The sequence below is a fragment of the Metabacillus sp. B2-18 genome, assembly GCF_021117275.1.
Taxonomy (GTDB): Bacteria; Bacillota; Bacilli; order Bacillales; family Bacillaceae; genus Metabacillus.
The window spans coordinates 936,085-959,998 of sequence record NZ_CP088245.1 but is presented as its reverse complement, the minus strand read 5'-3'; the positions used below and the strand labels follow the sequence as shown (position 1 = coordinate 959,998).

Annotated in this window: 27 protein-coding genes and 1 riboswitch; of the genes, 10 read left to right on the top strand and 17 right to left on the bottom strand. The window is 36.6% G+C overall.

From position 1 onward, the window contains the following. The first annotated feature begins 18 nt into the window (after positions 1–18). Complete coding sequence (locus LPC09_RS05035; RefSeq protein WP_098799452.1) at positions 19–2,292, top strand: UvrD-helicase domain-containing protein; 2,274 nt, start codon at positions 19–21, stop codon at positions 2,290–2,292. Positions 2,293–2,365: 73 nt separating this feature from the next. On the opposite strand, the gene LPC09_RS05030 is transcribed toward LPC09_RS05035, so the two are convergent. The 6 genes from LPC09_RS05030 to LPC09_RS05010 form a co-directional block, all read right to left on the bottom strand. Next, complete coding sequence (locus tag LPC09_RS05030) at positions 2,366–2,620, bottom strand: sporulation-specific transcription regulator SpoVIF (RefSeq protein WP_098799451.1); 255 nt, start codon at positions 2,618–2,620, stop codon at positions 2,366–2,368. 198 nt (positions 2,621–2,818) lie between these two features. Beyond that, positions 2,819–2,938, bottom strand: a complete 120-nt coding sequence (locus LPC09_RS05025; RefSeq protein ID WP_098799450.1) for a YjcZ family sporulation protein — start codon at positions 2,936–2,938, stop codon at positions 2,819–2,821. A gap of 90 nt (positions 2,939–3,028) precedes the next feature. Beyond that, complete coding sequence (locus LPC09_RS05020; protein WP_098799449.1) at positions 3,029–3,238, bottom strand: hypothetical protein; 210 nt, start codon at positions 3,236–3,238, stop codon at positions 3,029–3,031. Further along, on the bottom strand, positions 3,225–3,941 hold the full coding sequence (locus LPC09_RS05015) for a DUF421 domain-containing protein (protein WP_098799448.1): 717 nt from the start codon (positions 3,939–3,941) through the stop codon (positions 3,225–3,227). Before LPC09_RS05015 ends, LPC09_RS05020 begins: the two co-directional genes overlap by 14 nt. Positions 3,942–4,082: 141 nt before the next feature. Beyond that, positions 4,083–4,208: a hypothetical protein gene (locus LPC09_RS27295; protein ID WP_255301696.1), complete on the bottom strand. Its 126-nt coding sequence runs from the start codon at positions 4,206–4,208 to the stop codon at positions 4,083–4,085. Positions 4,209–4,399: 191 nt separating this feature from the next. Then, positions 4,400–4,750 carry a DUF1360 domain-containing protein gene (locus LPC09_RS05010; protein WP_098799447.1) on the bottom strand — a complete coding sequence of 117 codons (351 nt, stop codon included), beginning with the start codon at positions 4,748–4,750 and terminating at the stop codon, positions 4,400–4,402. Positions 4,751–5,087: 337 nt separating this feature from the next. Here LPC09_RS05010 and LPC09_RS05005 point away from each other — a divergent pair, with 337 nt between their 5' ends. The 5 genes from LPC09_RS05005 to LPC09_RS04985 all read left to right on the top strand — a co-directional run bounded on the left by LPC09_RS05005 (position 5,088) and on the right by LPC09_RS04985 (position 7,759). Further along, positions 5,088–5,504 carry a spore coat protein gene (locus LPC09_RS05005; protein ID WP_098799446.1) on the top strand — a complete coding sequence of 139 codons (417 nt, stop codon included), beginning with the start codon at positions 5,088–5,090 and terminating at the stop codon, positions 5,502–5,504. Between the two features lie 76 nt (positions 5,505–5,580). Then, positions 5,581–5,862, top strand: coding sequence for a hypothetical protein (locus LPC09_RS05000; protein WP_098799445.1), 282 nt, complete (start codon positions 5,581–5,583; stop codon positions 5,860–5,862). Between the two features lie 93 nt (positions 5,863–5,955). Continuing rightward, complete coding sequence (locus LPC09_RS04995; RefSeq protein WP_098799444.1) at positions 5,956–6,444, top strand: spore coat protein; 489 nt, start codon at positions 5,956–5,958, stop codon at positions 6,442–6,444. Between the two features lie 287 nt (positions 6,445–6,731). Next, complete coding sequence (locus tag LPC09_RS04990) at positions 6,732–7,217, top strand: CotY/CotZ family spore coat protein (RefSeq protein ID WP_121664748.1); 486 nt, start codon at positions 6,732–6,734, stop codon at positions 7,215–7,217. 140 nt (positions 7,218–7,357) lie between these two features. Further along, on the top strand, positions 7,358–7,759 hold the full coding sequence (locus LPC09_RS04985; protein ID WP_231309155.1) for a CotY/CotZ family spore coat protein: 402 nt from the start codon (positions 7,358–7,360) through the stop codon (positions 7,757–7,759). 712 nt (positions 7,760–8,471) lie between these two features. On the opposite strand, the gene LPC09_RS04980 is transcribed toward LPC09_RS04985, so the two are convergent. Further along, entirely contained in the window at positions 8,472–8,972 is a 501-nt protein-coding gene (locus tag LPC09_RS04980) for a CotO family spore coat protein (protein WP_098799822.1), read from the bottom strand. Between the two features lie 278 nt (positions 8,973–9,250). On the opposite strand from LPC09_RS04980, the gene LPC09_RS04975 reads away from it, so the two are divergent. Next, entirely contained in the window at positions 9,251–10,213 is a 963-nt protein-coding gene (locus tag LPC09_RS04975; protein ID WP_098799821.1) for an EAL domain-containing protein, read from the top strand. Between the two features lie 133 nt (positions 10,214–10,346). Next, positions 10,347–11,677 (top strand): IS3 family transposase gene (locus tag LPC09_RS04970; RefSeq protein WP_231307539.1). Its coding sequence is split into 2 segments (ribosomal slippage): positions 10,347–10,719 and positions 10,719–11,677, totalling 1,332 coding nucleotides; the frame shifts between segments, so codons are not numbered across the junction. A gap of 61 nt (positions 11,678–11,738) precedes the next feature. On the opposite strand, the gene fabI is transcribed toward LPC09_RS04970, so the two are convergent. From fabI to mgtE, 10 genes are all read right to left on the bottom strand, one after another. After that, positions 11,739–12,509, bottom strand: coding sequence for an enoyl-ACP reductase FabI (gene fabI / locus LPC09_RS04965; RefSeq protein WP_098798671.1), 771 nt, complete (start codon positions 12,507–12,509; stop codon positions 11,739–11,741). A 103-nt stretch (positions 12,510–12,612) separates the two neighbouring features. Further along, positions 12,613–13,251: a thiamine phosphate synthase gene (gene thiE / locus LPC09_RS04960; RefSeq protein ID WP_098798672.1), complete on the bottom strand. Its 639-nt coding sequence runs from the start codon at positions 13,249–13,251 to the stop codon at positions 12,613–12,615. 130 nt (positions 13,252–13,381) lie between these two features. Next, complete coding sequence (gene thiD, locus LPC09_RS04955) at positions 13,382–14,194, bottom strand: bifunctional hydroxymethylpyrimidine kinase/phosphomethylpyrimidine kinase (protein ID WP_098798673.1); 813 nt, start codon at positions 14,192–14,194, stop codon at positions 13,382–13,384. 15 nt (positions 14,195–14,209) lie between these two features. Next, entirely contained in the window at positions 14,210–15,226 is a 1,017-nt protein-coding gene (locus LPC09_RS04950) for a thiazole biosynthesis adenylyltransferase ThiF (RefSeq protein WP_098798674.1), read from the bottom strand. Beyond that, positions 15,226–15,993, bottom strand: coding sequence for a thiazole synthase (locus LPC09_RS04945; RefSeq protein WP_098798675.1), 768 nt, complete (start codon positions 15,991–15,993; stop codon positions 15,226–15,228). The genes LPC09_RS04950 and LPC09_RS04945 overlap by 1 nt, the downstream gene beginning before the upstream one ends. 4 nt (positions 15,994–15,997) lie before the next feature. Further along, positions 15,998–16,201: a sulfur carrier protein ThiS gene (thiS, locus tag LPC09_RS04940; RefSeq protein ID WP_098798676.1), complete on the bottom strand. Its 204-nt coding sequence runs from the start codon at positions 16,199–16,201 to the stop codon at positions 15,998–16,000. Positions 16,202–16,205: 4 nt separating this feature from the next. After that, positions 16,206–17,324 (bottom strand): glycine oxidase ThiO, encoded by a 1,119-nt coding sequence (gene thiO, locus LPC09_RS04935; protein ID WP_098798677.1) that lies wholly within the window; start codon positions 17,322–17,324, stop codon positions 16,206–16,208. Then, positions 17,308–17,961: a thiamine phosphate synthase gene (locus LPC09_RS04930; RefSeq protein ID WP_231309154.1), complete on the bottom strand. Its 654-nt coding sequence runs from the start codon at positions 17,959–17,961 to the stop codon at positions 17,308–17,310. The genes thiO and LPC09_RS04930 overlap by 17 nt, the downstream gene beginning before the upstream one ends. Before the next feature lie 43 nt (positions 17,962–18,004). Beyond that, positions 18,005–18,113, bottom strand: a riboswitch (TPP riboswitch). Positions 18,114–18,204: 91 nt separating this feature from the next. After that, complete coding sequence (locus tag LPC09_RS04925; protein WP_231309153.1) at positions 18,205–20,052, bottom strand: monovalent cation:proton antiporter family protein; 1,848 nt, start codon at positions 20,050–20,052, stop codon at positions 18,205–18,207. 128 nt (positions 20,053–20,180) lie between these two features. Next, a complete protein-coding gene (gene mgtE, locus LPC09_RS04920; RefSeq protein WP_269217419.1) occupies positions 20,181–21,548 on the bottom strand; it encodes a magnesium transporter in 1,368 nt (455 codons plus the stop codon). 360 nt (positions 21,549–21,908) lie between these two features. Here mgtE and LPC09_RS04915 point away from each other — a divergent pair, with 360 nt between their 5' ends. Both LPC09_RS04915 and prpE read left to right on the top strand, forming a co-directional pair. Next, positions 21,909–23,084, top strand: coding sequence for an FtsW/RodA/SpoVE family cell cycle protein (locus LPC09_RS04915; RefSeq protein ID WP_098798680.1), 1,176 nt, complete (start codon positions 21,909–21,911; stop codon positions 23,082–23,084). Between the two features lie 62 nt (positions 23,085–23,146). Beyond that, entirely contained in the window at positions 23,147–23,890 is a 744-nt protein-coding gene (prpE, locus tag LPC09_RS04910; RefSeq protein WP_231309152.1) for a bis(5'-nucleosyl)-tetraphosphatase PrpE, read from the top strand. The last annotated feature ends 24 nt before the right edge of the window (positions 23,891–23,914 follow it).

Sequence of the window (23,914 nt, the reverse complement as noted above, 5' to 3'; positions counted from 1 at the left end):
TATGGGAGGAGGGTCACTATGAATTCTGCAAAGTTGAAAGAAGTTACAATCTCCTTGCTTCAATTACCTCGAGAAGATTATCAACGAATCTATGAGTCTTGTTTAAAAGAAGAAGTTATTTGCCTATGTTGTGGGCAGCCTGTTCGATTTTATCTAGGAATTAGCAAATCTCCATATTTTTATCATTCCAATCAAAAACGAAATGAAACTTGTCAGCAGCAGTTTCAACAGTATCACTCTGAGCAGCCTGTTCAGGTAAAAGAGCCTGAACTATTATATGAAGAAAAAAACGGATTCCGCATCCCAAAATCCCGAAGTGTTGCAACAGTTGAAAAGCCACAGGTAGTGGAGTGGCGTCAGCCTAAATACATTAAAGGAAGAACACCGTTTACATTAAAAGTGAAAACACCTTCTTCAATAGTAGGTATTCCTCTTGATATTGAACAAAAAGAAGCTGTGACAACAATTGAAGGACCACTGCTTATTTTAGCTGGTGCTGGTAGTGGTAAAACCCGAGTGCTTACCACAAGAGCTCTTTATATGATTGAAGAAAAAAAAATCCAACCAACTTCGATCATGCTTGTTACGTTTACAGCAAAAGCCGCACGAGAGATGCATGAGCGTCTCGCCGCTTCTTCATCACTACATGTTGGTCAATTGAATCAGCTCGTGATTGGTACTTTTCATAGCATATTCTATAAAATCCTACTTCATCACAATCGCGATAAGTGGAACGGCAAAAACCTTTTAAAATGGGATTGGCAAAAAGAAGTTTATTTAAAAAATTCATGTAGAGAGCTAGGTATTGATGAGAAGGATTTTCCATTCGACCAAGCCATTCAACAAATTGGTTTTTGGAAAAACACAATGAAGTCAGTGAATGATATTCACCCAGCTGATGAATGGGAACAAACAGCATTAACTCTTTACCTTGCATACGAGGATCAAAAGCTACAACGAGGTCAATTTGATTTTGATGACATGCTGGTTCATTGCTACCAACTACTAAAGGAAAATCCCGAAATTCTTAAAGCTTATCAAAATCGTTTTCAGTATTTTCTTATTGATGAGTTTCAAGATATCAATCCTATTCAATATAAGCTCATTCAACTCCTCTCAAACCACACAAGAAATTTATGTGGAGTTGGCGATGATGATCAAACGATTTATAGTTTTAGAGGAAGTCAGCCTTCTTTTATTTTGGACTTCAAGCAGGAATATCCTGATGCCAAAGTGATTCACCTATCCTCTAACTACCGATCAGATCACGAGATCGTATCAACAGCCAATGAGGTTATTTCAAAAAACAAACATCGCTTAAGTAAGAGCATGATTGCTCAGTATCAATCAGAGCAATCACCTGTTACCTTTTTTCCATATGATGAGGAAGAAGAGGCAACGATGATTCTACAAGATATGAAGGAAAAAATTGAAGAAGGAGCAGCTCCTGATGAGTTTGCCATTTTATACCGAACTCATACCGGTGGACGAGCTGTGTTTGAACGCTTCGTGCAATCAAGCATTCCTTTTACGATGGAAAATGGACAATCTTCTTTTTATGAAAGAAAAATGGTTCGTAGTATGCTTTCCTATTTGCGATTAAGTATGAATGCAGATGATTCAACAGCTATTGCCGAACTTATTCGGGCACTATTTTTAAAGCAATCCGTTGTGAACGATGTAAAGGCTTTGAGCATTTTACATGATTGTTCCCTTGTTGAAGCATTGTTGCACGTGAATGGTTTGCCAAACTTTCAAAAATCAAAGCTTAAAAAGATCATCCCAAGAATCAGCTCTCTAAAAAATGAGAAGCCGGTGACAGCACTGACGATTATCGAAAAGGAACTGGGCTTTACTGATTATCTTAAAAAGCAAGGAAACGAAGGAAATACGATGGAAAAGGGCTCAGACGACATGAACGACCTAAAAGTTGTCGCAAAGAAATTTTTAACCATCCCAGATTTTCTTCAACATATCGATCACATGACCGTAACTCAGCAAGCACTTAAAGGAAATAAAGACAATTCTGGAGTTCAACTGATGACGATTCACCGCTCCAAGGGATTGGAATTTAAATATGTTTACGTATTGGGCATTGTGGATGGAGCACTACCACATGACTTCGCCCTTGAATCAGCCAGAAAAGAAAAATATGAATTTCTTGAAGAAGAAAGACGCTTGCTATATGTCGCGATGACAAGAGCAAAGGAACACCTTTACCTATCTGTTCCATCCTATCGCCGAGGACGAAAAGCCGCACCTTCGCGGTTTATTAAGGGGTTGCTAAAATAAAAAACGTAAAACCACACTTTACATTAAAAGTGTGGTTTTACTTTGTAACTATGAATCTCCAAACCTAGCTATGTTATTTTTTATTCATCATTTTTGCAATTGTGTTAAAGTCTAGCTTTTCTTTACCATTTACAATGGAATTAACAATTTTATCTTCCATTTCTTTATTTACTGGTTTATTTGCAATCCTAGATACTTGTTGGATGACACCGCGAACTGTTTTTTCGTCTTTAAAGTTTGCTCCTTGTAAAGAGTTAGCTAAAGAAAAGATATCATTCATGTTTACGCCAGTTTTACCTTCAAGGTTTTTAAAGAATTTGCTATCCATTTTCCCGCCTCCTTAATTCATGATATATACTATGGACTTAATTTGAAAATGTGATTAAATTTCAATTTTCTTTTGGGCTACTGTGATTTTTCCAACAGTATCCTCGCCTTGGACCCCGTCATCGAAAAAATACACTCCAAAAAATGACAAAAGTACGAGCAAGAGTGCTCATACTTTTATCTTTACATCTTTTTAAGATTAGTTGTAATAAGAAGCACCAACAATAATTAAAAGGATGAACAATACAACGATTAATACGAAAGTGCTACCACCACCGTAGCCGCCACCGCCGTATCCGTAACCATAGCCGTAACCCATGCGCTAAGCACCTCCTTTACCTGACTTCTCTACATCATATGTAAAGGAAATACTTTTGGTTGGACTAATATACATAATTGAAAAGTTTAATTATTTCGCCCCTACTTTTCCGCTCATCCATTTTTCCATCTGGGATGCAACCATTTCCATCTTTTGCTCAAATTCATCAGCTGTATTGTCTAAATTAGTTAATTGGTGATCAACGTTATCATATCTATTGTCTTCATTCCTCTGAATAGAATCATGCTTTCTTAAATTGGATTCCATCCAACGTTCAAAGAGTTGTTCAAGAATCTCCATTTTTCTCTCCTTCTTTCTCAAGATGGTCATCAAAATAATCAACATATAACTGTCCATCTGAACTAATTTGTGCGAGGTAAATATTTTCTACATGACTATTTTCGGATTGTAGTTTTGATTTGATCCAGGCAATGCTATAACCAGCAGAATAAATGGTTTCTGATAAGAACTTTCCATCCATGATAACCGTAAGAGGTTTTACCACTTCTGGTCCTTTTCCGAAAAAATCTTCCCATTTTGTAGGTTGTTTTTCCTTTTTTAGCAATACACTTAATTGTCCACATGTTTCCAAAACCGCAAACTCTACATCTGAAACTTGAAAAATATCCTTTTTCCTAAGTTGTTCAAGTAAGTCATCCGTACTATATTTTTCTCTCTTCATGTTTTTCTCTAAAATCTTTCCATCTTGTATAAAAATAGTTGCCTGCCCCTCCACTATGTCTCTAAATTTTTTACTTTTAAGTGACATAGTAGAAATAATAATAGGAAATAAAGACCAAATTAAAATTGATATAAGTCCATTTACAACATTTAATTCAACATCCATCGTAATGGTTCCCGCAATATCACCAACTGTTATACCAACAATGTATTCAAAAAACGATAAAGCTGATAGTTGCTTTTTCCCGAGTAATTTTGTAATAAAAAAAAGCCCTAAGATAATGAGTACTGATCGTATGATAACTTCTGTCCAGCTTGGCATGTTGTTTTTCTCCTCATAAAATCATATAAAAGCCTCATTATTATGCATCTGACACTGTAAAAATATGTAATATAAAAGGAGTACTCGAAAAATCAAGTACTCCCTTGTTATAAAACTGAAAAAGAAGCTGAATCGGAACAGTTAGACGCGTTTCTTTTTCTTTCCGCAACCGCAGCCGCTTTTTTTAACTTTTTTTGGTTTAGAAACAGATACAGATTGGTTGGAATTAGTTGGTCTTCCGGAAGGATTCAAGTTAGCCTTTTTCATGTTATATCCCACCTTCCTTTAAAAAATTCTTTATCTTAGGAGCAAACCTTCACTATTCATTAGCTGATTGAAAATTGATTACAGCTTGTTAAGGAGGGTTACTTCGTAAAATAGAGCATAATTTCCTAGAATTTTTCAGCTTCTATATCTCATTTTATGTGTTAATTTCTATTTGTTTCTAAGGGTATTGCCTAATCTACTATTCTACTGACAATTGATTCAATAATTCCCGCAACTCCAGCAACGGCTAAAATCATTAGGAGTGGCTCTGCTCCTTGAGGCCAAATCCACCAAATTCCGTATAAAAATCCCGTACACCAAACACCTGTGCACCAATAACAACTTAAAAGCTCCCCAATCCACGCCCGTAATCCTGATCCTTTTATTTCAATATAAACCTCATATTCACCATTATCATTCATCTCTTCAACTTCACGATGGAAAGGATTACGAATAAAAGCAGTAATTTTGTCAAACACAATTAATCTAGTTAGTCGAAAAGCTGCAAAAGCCAAGATGATGAATTGTAGCCAGGTTGTCATTTCCCCCCACCTCTCAAACGATAATCTTTATAAATTATGAAAGTATTTTTCATTTATGTATGTGTACAAGTTACCCATCGAATTTTTTTCTGACACGAGCATTTGTCCGTTGATGATTTAACAACTCAATATATTTGTCCATCAGCTTTTATCTGAAAAATGGGTTCAAACCTGTATGTTTGACTCATACAAAAGGCAGTGCATCTGCATTAAATACAATTAAAAGGAAATCACGGCTTAACACACGATTTATGATCCTTCCCTCGGCGTCCTTATCGTTAAGGTTAAAGGTCGTGGTTTCCTTTTAACCTCTTATTGATGAAAGGAGTGAGTTTTAATGACAACTAGATGGTCTGCATTAGATGACTGCAAATGCAAACACGAAGATACAACACAAGATGCTGTTCAAGTGAACGAAACCATTCAAGCTTCAGAAGAATATATTTTCATTAAAGACTCTTGCAATATTGAAGTGACTTCAACTGACACTCAGGTTGCTGTTTCTTTACAAGCTGCAATTCAAGTAGCAATTGCCTTGGTTATTAATCTAACAATTGCTGATAGCAACCGTGCTGAGCAAGTAACTCAACAATTGCTACAAAGCTCTGTTATTAAGCAAGCAAACAAACAAAAACTCATTATTGAAAACTCTCGCGATGTAAAAATCACAACAACTGATACAGATGTTGCAATTTCTCTCCAGGTTCTTATTCAAATTTTACTAGCATTGCTAGTACAAATTGACATCCTTTAATCAATCTGAATGAGGAAGAGCTGTTTTGGGCATAGGGATATATCCCTTAACCATTACAAAATTGGAGGTGAACACATTGTCTAACGAAAAATTAAACCTACAGGATATTTCTTCTTCTATGATGCAACTATTTGTTCAAGATGTTTTTAATAAGAACAATATTTCAGAAGAAAACAAAAAAACGTTATCTGAAGATCAAAAAGAAAAGCTAAGAAAAGTAGTGGCAGATCTTCAGGCACAAGTAGATGAATTTGTGAAAAATTCCAAAGAAAAGAAAGAGGAAAAGCCTGCAGCAGAAGAAGCACCGAAAAACACAACATTACGTGACATGATGAAAAACAGAAAAAAAGACAAATAAACTAAAAATGGGTAAAAACACCAAGATGTTTGTCTTATACAAAAATGAATTCTAGACATTTAATAATAGTAAATCGAAAGGAGGAATTAGAAAATGCAAGCAAGACCATATGAATGGGTAGCACTAGACCGTCATTCTTGTCATCCAACAGATTGTCATTCTAAAAATGAGGTGGCTGGAGCTAACGTTGGCAACTTCTTCGACGACGATGCAACAGTTTCACAAAATGCTGCACAAGTAAGCGAAACAGAACAAATTTCTTCTGAAACAATCATTGTAAGAGATTCTTGTGATATTGATATTTCATCAACAGACACTCAAGTAGCGGTTTCTTTACAAGTTGCACTTCAAGTAGCAATCGCATTAGTTATCAACTTAACAATCGCTGACAGCAACCGTGCAGAACAAGTAACTCAACAATTAATCCAACAAGCTGATATGAAACAATTAAACAAACAAAAATTAGTTATTGAAAACTCTAAAGATGTTAAAGTAACAACTACTGACACAGATGTAGCAATTTCTCTACAAGTACTTCTACAAATCTTAATTGCATTAGTTGTAAACATCGACATTTTCTAATGAGCTAAGAAGCAGGGGACACCCCCTGCTTTTTTGTTTGATTGAGGAGAAAATAAGACATCCAACATTTTTTTGACCTGCAATTCACCCTAAATCCCTGACATAACTTTCTTCTATTATAAATATGGCTCTTGTACCGAATATAGACAAACCATACATACCATTCACCTAAATTCTTTCCCAATGAATTCATCTCAAACTAGACGATTACCCACACCAACTAGTCATTACCCACATAGTCTGTTAAGGACTAAAGTCAATAAATAAAATTAAGGAGATGACTATTAATGGGTTGCAAAGATAAAAGAGACAGAGATAACAATTGCGTATGTGATGCGGTAGAACAAATTTTAGCTGAACAAGAAGCAGTAGAAGAAATTACTTGCCCTACAAGCTGCTACAGCAATTTACTAGGCCCTGTCGCTGGTCCACAAAGAGATACAATTCCTTTCATCCTTTATGGAAAAAAAGGTGAACTCTTTAAAGCATTCGGTAATGTTGGTGGATTCACTGGAGACATGACTTGTTTCCAAACAATCTTCTTCCGCGTTGAAAGTGTAGAAGATTGCTGTGCAACATTATCATTACTTCGCCCAGTAGACGTTGATGGCAATACGCTAAGCGTATGTAATCCTTGTGACGAAGACTTCTTCGGTCTTGAAAAAACTGATTTCTGTATCGAAGTAGACCTTGATTGCTTCTGTGCAATTCAATGCCTATCACCAGAATTAGTTGACCGTGTTGCTGAAGACAGAAAAAAATACCACAAATAAATGTAGATAGATAGACTGCTGTTTTATCAGCAGTCTTTTCTTTTTTATGTCCCTACTACATAAATAGGCGCTTTCCCTAGAACGTTCTTGTACCTATTTTCTTATACTATCAATAAGAACGAATAACAGGAGGGAAGATAATGAAAGATCAATGTGTATGTGATGCAGTTGAAAATATCTTAAATCAACAAAAAGCCGTTGAGGACGAAAAATGCCCTACAAGCTGTTATAGCAATCTTCTAAACCCTGTCAAAACACTTGGAGATACAATTCCTTTTCTTCTTTTAAATGAAAAGGGTCAGCCATTTCAAGCCTTTGGTAATGTCGGCGAAAATTGCTTTGAAACGAATTTCTTTCGTGTAGAAGGTATTCATGATTGCTGTGCAACACTAAGACTCTTACTTCCACTTGATTGCCATGGCCACCTTGCAAAAGAAATTTGTGACGTGAAAGAATTAGTGAAAACTAGAAACTGCGTAGAGGTCGACCTTTCTTGCTTCTGTGCGATTCAATGTTTATCACCTCGCTTAATTGCTGGATAAGACTTTTTCATAAAAATTTTGCTCCTACCTGAGACATAGTTTGGCTCCACGCCTGAAACTATGTCTCTTTTGTTTTTGTATGAGGTATGAGATCCTGCTTCTGTGTCTGATTCTTGTCTTGATTTACTTTGACTTTGTATTGAGACAGAATATCTTCTCCGAACACGTTTTGTGTCTTGATTCTCTTTGTATCGGGACATATACGCTTCTGTGTGCATGGTTTCTGTCTCGATTCTCCTTGTATCGGGACATATACGCTTCTCTGTGCATGGTTTCTGTCTCGATTCTCCTTGTATCGGGACATAAGATCTTCTCCTTACCTCATTTCTGTCTCGATTCTCCTTGTATCGAGACAGAAACTCTTCTCTTTACCTGGTTTATGTCCCGATTCTCCTTGTATCGGGACATATGCTCTTCTCCCAACACGTTTTATGTCTCGATTCTCCTTGTATCGAGACATATGCTCTTCTCTTTACCTCTTTTCTGTCTCGATTCTCCTTGTATCGAGACATAAGATCTTCTCCTTACCTCATTTCTGTCTCGATTCTCCTTGTATCCAGACACAACCTCTTCTCCTTACCTCTTTTCTGTCTCAATTCCTCTTCATATCCATACACAACACCTCTACCTCTATCCTTATCTAAACCACCATGTCCAAATGCAACACAAAGAAAAAGTTAGACACACCAGTGCCTAACTTTTTTAAGTACAATTAAAAACCTAATAAGTTAATCGCTTTAATCTCACCAAGCTCCAAGTCGATCGGCTTTGCATGTGTTAGTGAACGGATCGTCACAATATTATCTTCTTCTGTCATAATAACACCGCGGTATGTTTCCTCAGTTGTTTCAATTTGACATAGTGTTCTTGGCATATTTTTTGGTAAGTTTGTGAAGAACTCTACTTTCTCGGCAATATTCATTTGTGTAATTGGTTTTCTTTGTTTTCGATATTGTTTGACAGATGTTTCTTCCTCAGGTTGTTCTTCTTCCTCAACAACCGTAACAGCTTTTTCTGGTTGTTTTTCTTCCGTTACTTCCTCGTCTTCCTTCACTACCGTTTGAATTTGAGAATTCGTTTCTTTAAGTTGATCAACTTTTTGTTGTTTTGATTTTTTTACAACAAATGATTGCATATTTACATCTATATCTTGATGTTCGGGTGAAACAATATACATAAGGGGCTTCATTTTGTAATTTTGCTTATTTGACACTCATATCCCTCCTATAAAGGTAAGTCTACACATTCAACATGTTATGCTTGCGAACTGGGTAATGTGCCTATTTCTTTGAGGTTGTGATAAGAAGATGCAATTTTATCTAAAAAAAGCTATCTCCATACAACTTCCATGCCCAAAAACACATCCATCTCCAAAATAATGTAAATTTTACAATAGATTTACATCTCCTTAACAATAAACTGTTATTGTCGAATTACGTAGGAAAAGTAGATATCAGATCGTCTAAGTACGACCTTTAAAGGAGTAGTAGTATGAACAATTTCTGTCAAGAAACGCCCGATCAAGCTAAACAATTAAAGAATCACTTTCTTGAGATCCTTGATCAGCGGCAGCTTACTGTTCATTTCCAGCCAATTGTTCATTTTCATAGTAATACAGTTTATGGATTCGAAGCTTTATCACGTGGACCAGTTTCTAGTCCCTTTTATCGCCCGGATGCTTTATTTCCCTATGCAGAAAAAGAGGGTTTATTATATTCATTAGAAAAATTAGCAAGAGAACGTGCATTTGAGTTAAGTAAAGATACCATTGGCAATCAAAAGTTGTTTATTAACTTAAATTCACAGGTTATTTATGATAAAGAATTCAACGCAGGTCATACAATATCGGTACTAAAGCATTATGGTATTGAACCAAAAAATGTTGTGTTTGAAATTACAGAAAGAAATGCCATTAACGATTTTAAAGCGTTTCGAAATGCTTTGAATCACTATCGTGAGCAGGGATTTAAGATTGCTATTGATGATGCGGGAGCAGGCTACTCGTCGCTTCAATCCATTTCGGAATTGATGCCGGATTATATTAAAGTAGACCGTTCTCTTATAAGCGGTGTGGATCACAATGAGGTCAAATCAAATATTCTTGAAGCTTTCGTAACCTTTGCCAAGAAAATGAATAGTCAAATTATCGGAGAGGGAATTGAAACGGAAGCTGAGTTACAACGAGTCATGAATCTTGGCATTCAATTTGGTCAAGGTTTCTTTCTCGCAAAGCCAGATCACCCATTTCCACAAATCAATCATTACGCTAAAGAATGCATTGAATTGGCTAATCCTTATAAAAATAGAAAATCTGTGATCGTTGATGTTGGAGATGAAATTATTCTCGTTAAAAACGGAACTATTCTCAAACGTCAACCTGCACGAACCTTATTACATGGGGACAGCCTTCTAGAGAAACATGTTTCAAATTCGATACAATGTTATAAAAATTAACGATAAAAAGGGCGACTCACAATTAAAATGTACCCTATAGAGTAGACACTTAAAAAAAGTGCTCTCTCTATAGGGTGCTTTTTTGTATAATGTAAGCATCACAACTACAGACATAACTTGGAGACGGAGAATCATGAGTAAAAAGCTATTTACAGAAAAAGAAATCAAACTATTATCTAAAAACCCATATGTGAAATCGGTCAGTTCAAAGGGAATTACTTACTCGGATGAGTTTAAACAACATTTTGTATCTGAATTCAGTAAGGGGAAGCTTTCAAGACAAATCTTTGAAGAAGCTGGATTTGATGTTGAAATTATTGGCATGCAAAGAATTAAATCTTCTTCAGAGCGTTGGAGAAACACTTATAAAACTGAAGGCTTGTTGGGGCTTAAAGACACTAGGAAAAATAATTCTGGAAGACCGCGAGTAAAAGAACTGTCCCTTGAGGAGAAGTATGCAAGATTAGAAGCTAAGATGAATCTTGTAAAGGCAGAAAATGAACTCCTAAAAAAGATTCGTATGTTAGAAAGGGGGCTGAAGAAGTAAGGCTTCCTTCTAGTCAGAGGTACATTCTTATTCGTGAGGTTATTGAAAAATACAACCTAAAACACATGGTGAAATTCCTTTGTGACGTTGCCGGGGTGTCACGAAGTGGTTACTATAATTATTTCTCAGCTAAGTCCGAAGAACAAAGGAAACGTCAGGAAGTGAGGGATGAAGAAGCTAAAGCATTAATTTTAAAAGCCTTCCACTTTAAAGGTCGAAAGAAAGGGGCACGCCAAATTAAGATGACATTGGCGGGTCAATTTCAGTGTGTCTTTAATTTGAAACGTGTTCGCAGAATTATGAAGAAATACAATATTTTCTGTCCTATTAGAAAAGCTAACCCATATAAAAGAATGATGAAGGCAACCCAAGAACATCGCGTTGTGCCAAACATATTAAACCGCCAATTTAAGCAAGGGATTCCATATAACGTACTTCTTACTGACATCACTTATATGCATTACCATAATGGCCAAAGAGCTTATTTATCAGTAATTAAAGATGGATCAACAGGTGAAATTCTAGCTTATCATCTATCGGATCGTATCACCATGGAGTTAGCTACAAACACCTTGCACAAGTTAAAGAAGAACCGAAACTATAAGAAAGCTAAAGACGCTCTCATTCATTCAGATCAAGGAACTCACTACACCCATCCAGGATTCCAAAAGCTTGTGAAGAAAATGGGATTACGGCAATCTATGTCTAGACGGGGAAACTGTTGGGATAACGCACCAATAGAATCATTCTTTGGCCACCTTAAAGACGAAGCAAATATTAAGCCATGTAAAACTTTGGACGAACTAAAACGCGAAATAGACAAATACATCACTTACTATAACCATCATAGATATCAATGGAACCTAAAAAAGATGACCCCTGTAAAATACAGAGATCATCTTCTTCAGGCTGCTTAATGCCTTTTTTTAAAACTGTCCTTTACAAAGGGTACATTTTAAATTGAGTCGCCCTTTTTAATTAAGCTAGAATATGATATCCGGAATCAACATGTAGGTTTTCACCAGTCATTCCTCTTGATAAGTCACTGAATAAGAATAGTGCTGTATCTCCCACTTCTTCTGGTGTTGTTGTACGACGAAGTGGTGAACGTTCTTCAATGTCTTTTAAGATTGAGTTGAAGTCACTGATTCCTTTGGCAGAAAGTGTACGTATTGGTCCAGCTGAGATTGAGTTAACACGAATCCCATCTTTTCCTAGGTCGCTTGCTAAATATCTAACACTTGCTTCAAGGGAAGCTTTTGCCACACCCATCACGTTATAGTTTGGTAGGACTCTTTCTCCACCTAGGTATGTTAATGTTACAATGCTTCCGCCTTCTGTTAGAAGACCTCTTGCCTCTTTAGCCACAGCTGTTAATGAATAAGAGCTGATGTTTTGCGATAGTAAGAAACCTTCACGAGTTGTGTTTAAATACTCACCTTGAAGCTCTTCTTTGTTCGCAAATGCGATACAATGAGCAATACCGTGAATCACACCAACTTGCTCTTTAATTGTTGAGAAACATGTTTTGATTTCTTCATCATTTGTAATATCACAAGGTATTACAAGGGATTCGCCTTCTAAAGACTCAGCAAGGTCACGAACTGACTTCTCTAGACGTTCACCAGCATATGTAAAAATTAATCTTGCTCCAGCATTATGTAAAGAACGGGCAATTCCCCATGCAATACTACGTTTATTTGCTACTCCCATTACGACGATATTACGTCCTTTAAGTGATAAATCCATGTACATCCTCCTTAAATTAATACATGTTATTAGTACCTGGTTATAATTATAGCATTGATATCACAAAAGCGCTATTTCATAATTTCCATTGTTAAGACTTTTTCTATTGTATCGAACAAAATGCTTGTGTGGCATCTTTTGGTGACATAGCCTGGCTGATCGCACTGATGATTGCCACCCCATTTGCACCTGAATGGTAAACCTCACTGGCATTTTCTAATGTAATTCCACCAATTCCTACAATCGGCAAATGAATAAAGCCAGCTTCTCTTATTTGCGTAATAAGGAATGGCCCTACTACATCATGTGCATCTTTTTTTGTTTTCGTTGAGAACATTGGGCCGACTCCGATATAATCGGCTCCTTCAGCTACTGCCTTTTTCGCCTCCTGAACAGAATGTGTTGAAATTCCAATCCATTTGGTTGATCCTATCCTTTTTCTTGTGTAGAAAGGATCACTATCATCTTGTCCAATATGAATTCCATCTGCATTAAGTTCCAATGCTAAGTCAATATCATCATTCACAATAAATGGAATTCTATTCTTTTCACATAGCATTTTTAATTTTTTTCCTAAATAAACTTGTCCTTCACCTACTAAAGCTCCTTCGCCCTTCTCTCTATATTGAAACATAGTAATGCCACCCTTTATGGCCTCAGACAATGTTTTTTCCGGATCAAAGTTAAGACAATTCACAGATCCCATTACAAAATATACTTTTAGCGCTTGAGATACGTTCATTTTTTGCGCTCCTTTTTTGGTGGTGCCTGGCACCACCCGAATTTTGTCGATTAAACCCAAAAGGACTGACTCGAGCTATAACAGTTGCTACCTGTCATTTCTCATCTGTGAGTCAGTCCATAATCTTCATTTATACGGTTGTTATGTTGTTTTTCTTGAAAGCCCAATGATTGGTTGGACCGTGTCCCCCACCAATGCCTAATTGATCTTCAATTGCGGCTTGAATAAAGGCTTTTGCGGTTTTCACAGCTTCACGTACACTCTTCCCTTTACTAATTTCAGCAGTGATTGCAGCTGCAAATGTACAGCCGGTACCATGAGTATGTTTTGTTTCTTTTCGTACACCTTCGAACGTATCAAAACTCTGTCCATCATATAACAGGTCAATAACCACTTCACCGTTAGGATCATGACCACCTTTAATCATGACGAACGTTGCACCAAGATCAAACAGCTTTTTAGCTGCCTCTTTTTTTTGCTCAAACGTTTCAATCTTCATACCTGTTAACACTTCCGCTTCAGGGATATTTGGGGTAATCACTTTAGCCAACGGCAATAAGGAGGTAATCAAAGCCTCTACAGCTTCTTCTTGTAATAATGATTGCCCGCCTTTTGCGATCATAACAGGATCAACAATGATATTTTCCCAATTATAATAACGAATTCGCTCAGCAACAAGCTGAATCATTTCAGCATTAAAAAGCATGCCAGTTTTGACAGCATTTGGTTGTAAATCTACGGCAACTGAATCAATTTGAGTTTTTAACGCTTCTATTGTTAAAGGATAAACTCCTTGGACACCAAGTGTATTTTGAGCTGTAACAGCAGTGATTGCTGTCATACCAAATACTCCAAGCTCTTGAAATGTTTTTAAGTCCGCTTGGATGCCTGCTCCTCCTCCAGAGTCCGATCCCGCAATTGTTAAAGCACGAGATACCGTCATTTTATATCCTCCTTGCTACCCTATGTAGCGATGATAAATCTTCTTCGCTTCAGAAATATCTTTTGTTCCGTGAATCAGGGCACGACCGTCCTTAAATAGAACGATTCTGTGTTCACCAAACGTAAATGACATAAGAAATGGATTTTCTAAAAAAGCATCTGCGATCGGCTTTATACGCTCGGCAATTTGCTCAAAAGAAAATTGTTTACCTGAACTCGGTCTAATTTGCACAGTATCTCTTCCGCAAAGCACAGCTGCCTTTGTTTCCATTTCAGCTGTTAAGTAAGGAAAGACTGGATCACTACCACAAGTTGGGCATGCATCATTTTTCAATCGATCCATATTAATCGAAGAATATTGATTTTTCCATAAATCAAATGATACAAGCTTACCGCGCAAGTTTTCCATATCAGCTACGAGTATTTTTAGTGCTTCTGCTGCTTGATGTGAAGCAACCATACTAACAATTGGTGAGATCACCCCGACTGTGTCACAGGTCATTCCATCAAATGGGATATGCTTTAGTAAGCAATGTAAACAAGGTGTTTCGTTAGGAATAATGGTGAAAGATAAACCATAGCTTCCAACACACCCACCGTAAACCCACGGAATATTATTTTTTATTGAAAGATCATTAATCAATAATCTTGTTTCAAAGTTATCTGTTGCATCAATGATTACATCTACACCTTCGGCAAATTCCTCTATGTTTGCAGATGTTACATCTTCTACATATGAAATAACCTCAACCTCTGAATTTATTTTTTCAAGATGCTGCTTTGCTGCAACAGCTTTAGGAATCCGATTTATCGCATCATCTTCTATATAAAGCTGTTGTCTTTGCAAATTGCTCCATTCAACATAATCTCGGTCAACAATTGTTAATTTTCCAATACCCGCACGTGCAATCATTTCAGCACTAGCCGTTCCTAATGCACCTGCTCCAACAATCAATACATGTTTTTTTCGTATATTATCTTGACCCTTTTCTCCAATTGGAGTAAATAGCATTTGTCTTGAATAGCGTTCCATTAAGTCGTAATCATTCCTTCTGTTGGACTACTTGCAATAGCATAGTCTTTTTTAGCTATTCTACCAGCTTCATACCCTAGTCTTCCAGCTTCAATCGCTAGCTTCATCGCAACCGCCATTTTCACTGGATCTTTAGCAGCCGAAACAGCTGTGTTTAATAGAACTCCATCTGCACCAAGCTCCATTGCTAATGCTGCATCCGCTGGTGAACCAATTCCTGCGTCAATAATGACAGGCACTTTAGATTGCTCAATAATAAATGATAAATTAAGAGGATTTAAAAGTCCCTGACCAGAGCCAATTGGAGATGCTCCCGGCATAATAGCGTGAACACCTAGCTCTTCTAATCTTCTAGCAAGCACAACATCATCTGATGTGTATGGTAAAACGATAAAGCCCTCTTCTAAAAGCATTTCACTTGCTTTTAATGTTTCAACTGGGTCAGGTAGTAATGAACGATCACAGCCAATAACCTCAACTTTAATCATGTCACATAAGCCTGATGCTTTTGCTAGCTTAGCAATTCTCACTGCTTCTTCAGCTGTTTTAGCTCCTGCTGTATTTGGTAGCAGTGTATATTTTGAAACATCTAATTGTTCTAAAAAGTTAGGCTGTGATTCTTCAAAAATATTCATACGGCGTACCGCAAACGTTAAGATCTCAGCTTCTGATTGTGCAACTGCTTCCTTTTGAACTTCAAATGAAGGGTATTTTCCTGTACCTAATAATAATCTTGATTGAAATGTTTTATCTGCAATTTTTAACATAACATCATCCTCCTCCTACAAAATGAACTAATTCAATTTCATCACCATTTGAAATGGTTGTGTTTTCGTATTGATCTTTTAAAACGATTTCGCGGTTATGCTCGACAATAACAAGTCGATCTTCTAGCTTGTAAAACGCCAGTAGATGTTGAATTGTTTTAACATCTTGCTTTAAATCAACAAGTTCACCATTCAATTTAATACTCATGAAATCACCTCGCTGTTTGAGTAAGCTTTCTCGTTAAAGAAAAAGCATGAACATACTCTTCGTTTTGCTTTCTTTTTAAAATAAGATCTCTAATCATTGTTCCTGTTTTAGGGGCAAGCAAAATTCCATTTCGATAATGTCCTGCTGCAAAGTAGATGTTCTCATCAAGAGGATGCTGTCCAATATAAGGCTTTCCATCATCTGATTGCGGCCTTAATCCAGCCCAAGTATCTATCAATTTAGCAGAAGTAATACTTGGCATCATCGGAGTAATTTTTTCGATTAAAGACTGAATTCCACCAAGAGATGGAGTTGTACTCCAATCATTCTCAACCATTGTGGCCCCTACCACAAACCTTCCATTACCCTTCGGAACGATGTAACAATGATCATAGAAAAGAGTCTTTTTCAGATCTAAGTGGTCTCCTTGAACAGAAAGACATTCACCCTTAACTGGCTTCATACTGACATCAAGTCCTAATTGTTTAAAAAAGTGACCACTCCATACTCCATTCGCTATGACTACTTTGCTACAAAGATAATCTCCTTGTGGTGTTGATAGCGTGTATTCATTCGTAGCTGTTTTCTTAATAGAATGAACAGGTGTATTTTCTTTAAAGGTTGCTCCTAGTAAACTAGCAGATTTCGTAAATGCCGCACATACATGTATAGGAGAAACATGACCATCTTCTGGTATATAGAGCGCTCCTACGATCGAATCAGAAACATGTGGTTCATTTTGTAAAACTGTTTCTTTCGTGTGCCATTCTAATGTTTCGTAGGTATCAACAGCTTTCTTCAAAACTTTCGCTTCATTTTCTGTCATTGCTAGCTTATACATTCCTTTGTCAACTAGCTGAATATCTATCTGTGACAATTCTGAAAGTTCATCACGCAAAATGTGATAGTGTCTTTGGCTTTCTTTCGCAAACTGAAAAAAAGCATCATTGTTTTCCAATTCAGAATTTGCACCAAGCATGCCTGCAGCTGCACATGTAGCACCTGTACCACCTTTATGGCTATCTAATACAAGAACGGAGATTCCCTCTTTTGCAAGCTGATAAGCAATTGACTGTCCAATAATACCACCGCCAACAATTCCTACATCATATTGTTTTTGCATGGTAACCCCCCTCTTTTAAAGTGGTTAAAGCTCCGATTGGATCACTGGTCCCCATAACATAGGACATAACAGCAACACCATCAACGCTTACGTTGTTAAGCAACTTAATTGTATTAGGAGTAATGCCTCCAATCGCAATAACTGGAATGGTAATGTGCTCACAAATTTCAGCTAATTGTTCTACACCCCTTGGAGGTAATGCTGCTTTTGAATTTGTTTCAAAGATGTGACCAAATAACAGGTAATCAGCTCCCGCTTCCTCACATCGTAAAGCTTCTTCTAGCGAATGGACGGACCGTCCAATTCTTACGTGTGAATCAAAAGCTCTTACTACTTCAACAGGAAGGCCGTGTCCTGGTAAATGAACATTAGGGATATTATGTAATAAAGCAACATCAAGTCGATCATTGATCACAAGTTTTTCCTTCGGTACACCCCGCTGAAGCAAATTTGACACAAGTAACATGATGTCTGAAGCCGTTTTTTGTTTTTCCCGGATATGAATATAATCCACATCTTGATGGAGCATCGTAAGTTTCACTGTTAATTCATTTACCGTTTGCTTGCCATCTGTAATGACATGAAATTCCACTTTTTTCACCTTAATTCTTAGATAGTAAAGTTTTATAAGACGCAAAAAACCACTTTCCAATAGGGAAAGTGGTTTACATACACAAATAACCATGCTGTAGCCACTTCCCTACGCTGGTATCATCCAGATCAGGTTATAAGGGTCTTAAAGTCACACTTTAATCTCAGCCTCTATTTAAGGCTCCCCTAGCGGTTGTTTTGTTTCTCTCGTATTTACTTATTTCTATCATACCAAATGTTTGGAAACTTTCAAGAGTAAGATACCCTGATGTTTTTTAATTGATAAAAATTATATCAATTCCAACTCATGTTTAAGTTCATTTACATATTCTCTAGAGCCCGTCACAATTAGACGGTCTCCTAATTTCAGGTCTGTATCTCCATGTGGAACAATCGAATCTTTGCCTCTGAAAATACGGACAAAAATAATGTCTCCTGTAAACGGAAAGTTTCGTAGCAGGATGTTATCGTATTTTGCATTATTTAAGTTAATTTGATATAGAGTTGTTTCCTGATTTGTTAAGATTCTCATGACACTTGGCGCTTCAATTAAAGCACGAAGCATCGTTTTTGTTGAAAGAAGTGTAGAGAAAATATCAATACCTTCATCCTTTAATTGACTTGCTAAATCAGGTGAAGCCACACTGGCAATCACTCGGTCAACTTGCTCATTTTTTGCAGATAAGGCTATATCGGCATTTCGTTGTTCATCACCAGTAGCCACAACGATTAAGTCTACATCAAATGCGTTTTGTTCTTTTAATGTTTCAACCTGAAAATTATCAATTTCTCTAATTTCAAACAATGATTCAGAGATTTGTTTATCAATTTTATCTTGTTGAATATGATAAACCGTTGTTTCATAAAGATCTTGGTTTAGCTCTCTCGTAACAGGCAGTGACATTTGATTGGCACCAATAAAGGCAACCTTGATTTTTGTTGGCTTGCCATCGCTTTTTGGGAAGAGCTTTTTAAAGAAAATCGGAGTTACTATACTTGTAATAACAGCAACTAAAATAAGTGCACCTGACATTTCAGCTGTGATAATCTCCATTCTTTCCCCAATCGTAGCAGCAGCAATCACTAGAGAAAGCGTTGATGTTAAGAGAAAACCAGCTGCAAGTGTTGTTTTGCCATCATACCATCTTTTCAAATAATAAACAGGCAAAACCTTAGAAATCAGAAGTGCGATAAATAATAATGGAATAAGCAGGAAGATTTTAGGGTCTTTAAACAATGCCCAAATATCTAAATCAACTCCAACCATTACAAAGAAAATCGGAATAAGAAATCCATATCCGAAAGAATCAAGCTTTTGAACCATTTCTTTGTTAGGAGATAATAGCGAAACTAGCACACCTGCTAAAAAAGCTCCTAAAATATTTTCGGCACCAATTGTTTCGGAAATGGCCACTAATAAAATAATTAAGGTAAAAACAGCTCGTGTTCCAATTTGAATCGTCCCTTTTGACATTGTTTCGATGAATGAACGATTCATAAATGTTTTTCCTAAGAAATAGAGCCCAACACCTGCTCCAAATAGAACTAATAACAACCAGGTATTGTTGTCTCCACCACCATAAATGGAAGCAAAAACAGCAAGAAGCACCATTGTGACTAAGTCAGCTATAACAGCCACAAGTAAAATAATTTGACCAATATTTGATTTCATAATTCCTGCATCTTTTAATGTAGGAACTACTACCCCTAGAGAAATAGTCGAAATAATTAAGGTCATTAAAAACGCGTTATCCATTAACCCAATCCATACAAAGATGTAGGATAATAATAAGGATAGAGCAAAAATCCCAACAAATATGATAAGTGAAACAAAAAACGCATTAGGTGCATCCTTACCTGAAGGAAGCTTTTCCTTTTTCTTTCCTCCTGCAAAAGCTGTAAAGTCTATTTCAAGACCACTAAGAAACATTAAGAAAATAAATCCAAGCATTGATAATGTCTCAAGCCACATATCCTGGTGGACAACATCAAAACCACTTTTTCCAATAATTAACCCAACGATAATTTCGGCTACGACGACTGGCATAAAGTTTAGCTTTAGTCGATGTAGCAAAATAGGGGTTAGAAATGCTGCGAGAATAACAATAACTAATGAAGTTACAGATGCTCCATGCATCGTATCCCTCCTTTATCTTAAATTCATGAACATATAAAAGTTAGTAATTCCAGCGAAGAATGTATACCTTCTATCATATACAACCTAGAACATAACTTGTAACAATATGCTCTAAAGCTGGAAACTAGTTAAATTAAATATTGCATAAACAATGTCGCCATACCAAAATAAATTAAAATACTAATAATATCATTTATAGTTGTAATAAAAGGACCAGATGCAACAGCCGGATCCACCTTCAATTTATGCATAATTAATGGAATAAAGGCACCAGAAATCGTCGCTACAGTTAGTGTAGCCAAAATTGAGATACCTACTAGTGCACCTAAAAATAGATCCCCTTGCCATACAAAAACAACAACAGTCACAACCGCACCACAAATGGCCCCTGTTATTAAACCTGTACCTGCCTCCCGAACGATCATCTTACTAAGATTTTGATCTTCAGTATCACCAAGTGAAATTCTTCTAACAGCAACGGCTAAAGCCTGTGTTCCTGTGTTTCCTGCCATACCGGCAATTAAAGGGATAAACACGGCTAAAATAGCAACTTTCTCTAATGTTGCTTCAAATCGACCAATTAAACTTGCTGTAAACATTCCAAGAAATAATAATATAATTAACCATGGCAATCTTTTTTTGGCAGCAGAAAACGGTCCTCTATCAGTGGAGTCAACGTCAGATACCGCAGCAAGCTTTGAATAGTCATCACTTGCTTCTTCATCAATAACATCGACGATATCATCAACAGTGATAATTCCTAGCAGATGTCCTTGAAAATCAACGACTGGGAGTGCAAGGAAGTTATAGTCTTTCATTTTTCTTGCAACTTCTTCTTGATCTTCCGCAACACTTACCGAGTAAACACGTTCATTCATAATATCTGAAATCATCGTGTCAGGCTCACTAATAATTAAATCTCTTAACGAAATAACACCAGCAAGCTTTTCATCTTCATCCACAACGAATACATAATAAATTGTTTCAGCGTTCGGAGCTTCTTTCTTTAATATTTGCATGGCAGAATGAACCGTTTGATGAGCATGAATGGAGATATACTCCGTTGTCATGATACTCCCGGCTGTATATTCTTCATAATGAAGCAACTCTCGTATTTCTTCAGCTGCTTCATCGTCCATTATTGTTAAATAACTTGCAACCTGATCTTTATCAAGCTCATTTAAAACGTCAACGGCATCATCTGCATACATCTGTGCAAGCATTTGAGCAGCAAACGTTGGATCCATTTCTGATAAGTAAGTTTGATACAGACCATCTTCATCTTCAATATTTTCAAAGACCGCTGCCATTTCTTCTGGAGAAAGAAAATGATAAACAGTCTGGCGATCTTCTGGGTCAAGCTTAATAAAAAAGCTGGCCTGGTCGTAAGGATGCTGCTCTAAAAACACGGAACGAAAATCATCCATATTTTTCTGAGTAAGTGCTGTAAGCAGCGTTCCTTCTTCAAGCTCAACTTGTTCTCTTTCTTCTGACAAAGTCTGTTCCTCCTCTCTTTGCCAAATATATTAAGGAAAACAAACGAATTTCCGACAAATACTTGAGTATTTCTACATATTGCGATTCATATTATAATAACTATAATATTCTATATGCATTTATTGAAGCAATAAGATGAACATTATTTACAAAAATAAAACATTTCCTTTTAGAGAGTTTTCTTCCATCAATTGTTTTATATTCTGGACCAGAAGTTAACTATCATCTAAAATTCACCCTAAGAATACAGCCATTATGAAATGGATCCTTTGCAAATCGTTCACAATCCATTAAGATGGTTAATGATACAATGACTATATAGAAAATTTCAAGTTTAACGATTTAGAAAGGGATCGACTATGACAAACGAAAAATCCCCACAACAACAAATAGATTACACATTAATTTTTATCATGTTTTTATTAGCTATCGTGAGTTCATTTGCGATAAACAGTGCTGAATCCACCCTTCCAGAAACACTAAAGGGTATAAATTTTTCAATGAAACAAATTCAATGGTATATTATCGGAGCATTTGCTGTTGTCGTTACTATGCTGATTGATTATGACCGATTTAAGCAGCTAGCCTGGTATTTATACGGCTTTGGTTTACTCCTTTTACTAGGTCTAGAAGTTTTACCACAAGGTATTGTTCAAACAATTAAAGGAGCAACAAGCTGGTATAGAATTGGTCCATTAGGAAATTTTCAGCCTTCGGAATTAATGAAAATTATTATTATCATTGTCTTGAGTAAGATTATTACAGATCATCGTGAAAAATACCCTAAAAATACATTAGCAGATGATTTTCTCTTAATTGGAAAAATTGCTGCAGCTGCAGCTCCGCCTGTCCTTCTTTTAATAAGACAGCCGGATATGGGAATGACAATGGTCTTTTGTGCGATAATCGGATCGCTTATTCTAATCTCAGGAATTCAATGGCGAATTATTGTTACAGCAGCCTCTACTTTTTTAATCGGAGCCGGAACGTTTATTTTCATCTTTATTAAATATCCTGATTTTTTCTTAAAATATATTTTACGCGGAGAAGAATATCAGCTAGATCGATTTTACGGATGGCTTAATCCTTGGGAATATTCTGGTGAGCAAGGATTTCAGCTTGTTAAATCTTTGCTAGCTATTGGATCGGGTGAATTACGTGGAAAAGGCTATCAAAACCTGGAAGTTTATTTACCTGAGGCACATACTGACTTTATCTTTGCGATTATTTCAGAGCAATTTGGATTTATTGGCGGTAGTATTGTTGTTTCACTGTTTTTCTTACTTATTTATCGCATGATTCATATCTCTCTAGAAAGCAATGATCCATTTGGCAGCTTTCTATGCACAGGTGTTATCGGTATGATTACATTTCAGGTTTTCCAAAATGTAGGCATGACGATTGGGCTACTCCCAATTACGGGTCTGCCATTGCCATTTGTCAGCTATGGAGGAAGCTCTCTTGCCACTTATATGGTTGCTATCGGAATTGTTCTAAATGTGCGCTCACGAACAAGAAAATACATGTTTGACTAATCGAAGTGGTACCCTTATAAATAGGGTACTTTTTTTTACACTTTGACAAAGAGGCGATACATATGAAAATTGATGTTATTGGCGATATTCATGGATGTTTTCGTGAATTTGAAGAGCTAACAAAAAAAATGGGCTATAACTGGACAACTGGAATTCCCATTCATCCTGATGATAGAAAGCTTGCATTTGTTGGAGATTTGACCGATCGCGGTCCTGAATCTATAAAAATAATTGAGGCTGTCTACCAGCTTGTTCAAAAAGAAGGTGCACATTATTCACCAGGCAATCACTGCAATAAGCTGTACCGCTACTTTCTTGGAAACAAAGTTCAAATCACTCACGGTCTTGAAACAACAGTAGCAGAATACGAGGAATTACCACCTAAAAAGAAAGCGGAAGTAAAAAAACAGTTTATGTTTCTTTATGAAGTAGCACCACTTTATCAAATTCTTGATAACGGAAAGCTAATTGTGGCTCATGCTGGAATTAGGGAAGATTATATCGGAAAAAATTCCAATGCCGTTAAAACCTTTGTTTTATATGGAGATATTACTGGTAAAAAGAACCCTGATGGAACTCCTGAACGACGTGACTGGGCTCAGCATTATCAAGGAAAGGCAATGATTGTTTATGGTCATACTCCAATAAAAGAACCTAAACGAGCCAATCGAACGATTAATATCGACACTGGAGCGGTGTTTGGTAACAAGCTTACAGCATATCGTTACCCTGAAGATGAAGTGATCACTGTTGAATCAAGCCTTCCTTATGATGAGTCACGTTTTCGGGAAAAGGAAGATGGATGAAGGGCAATCAACTATTTTACAAAA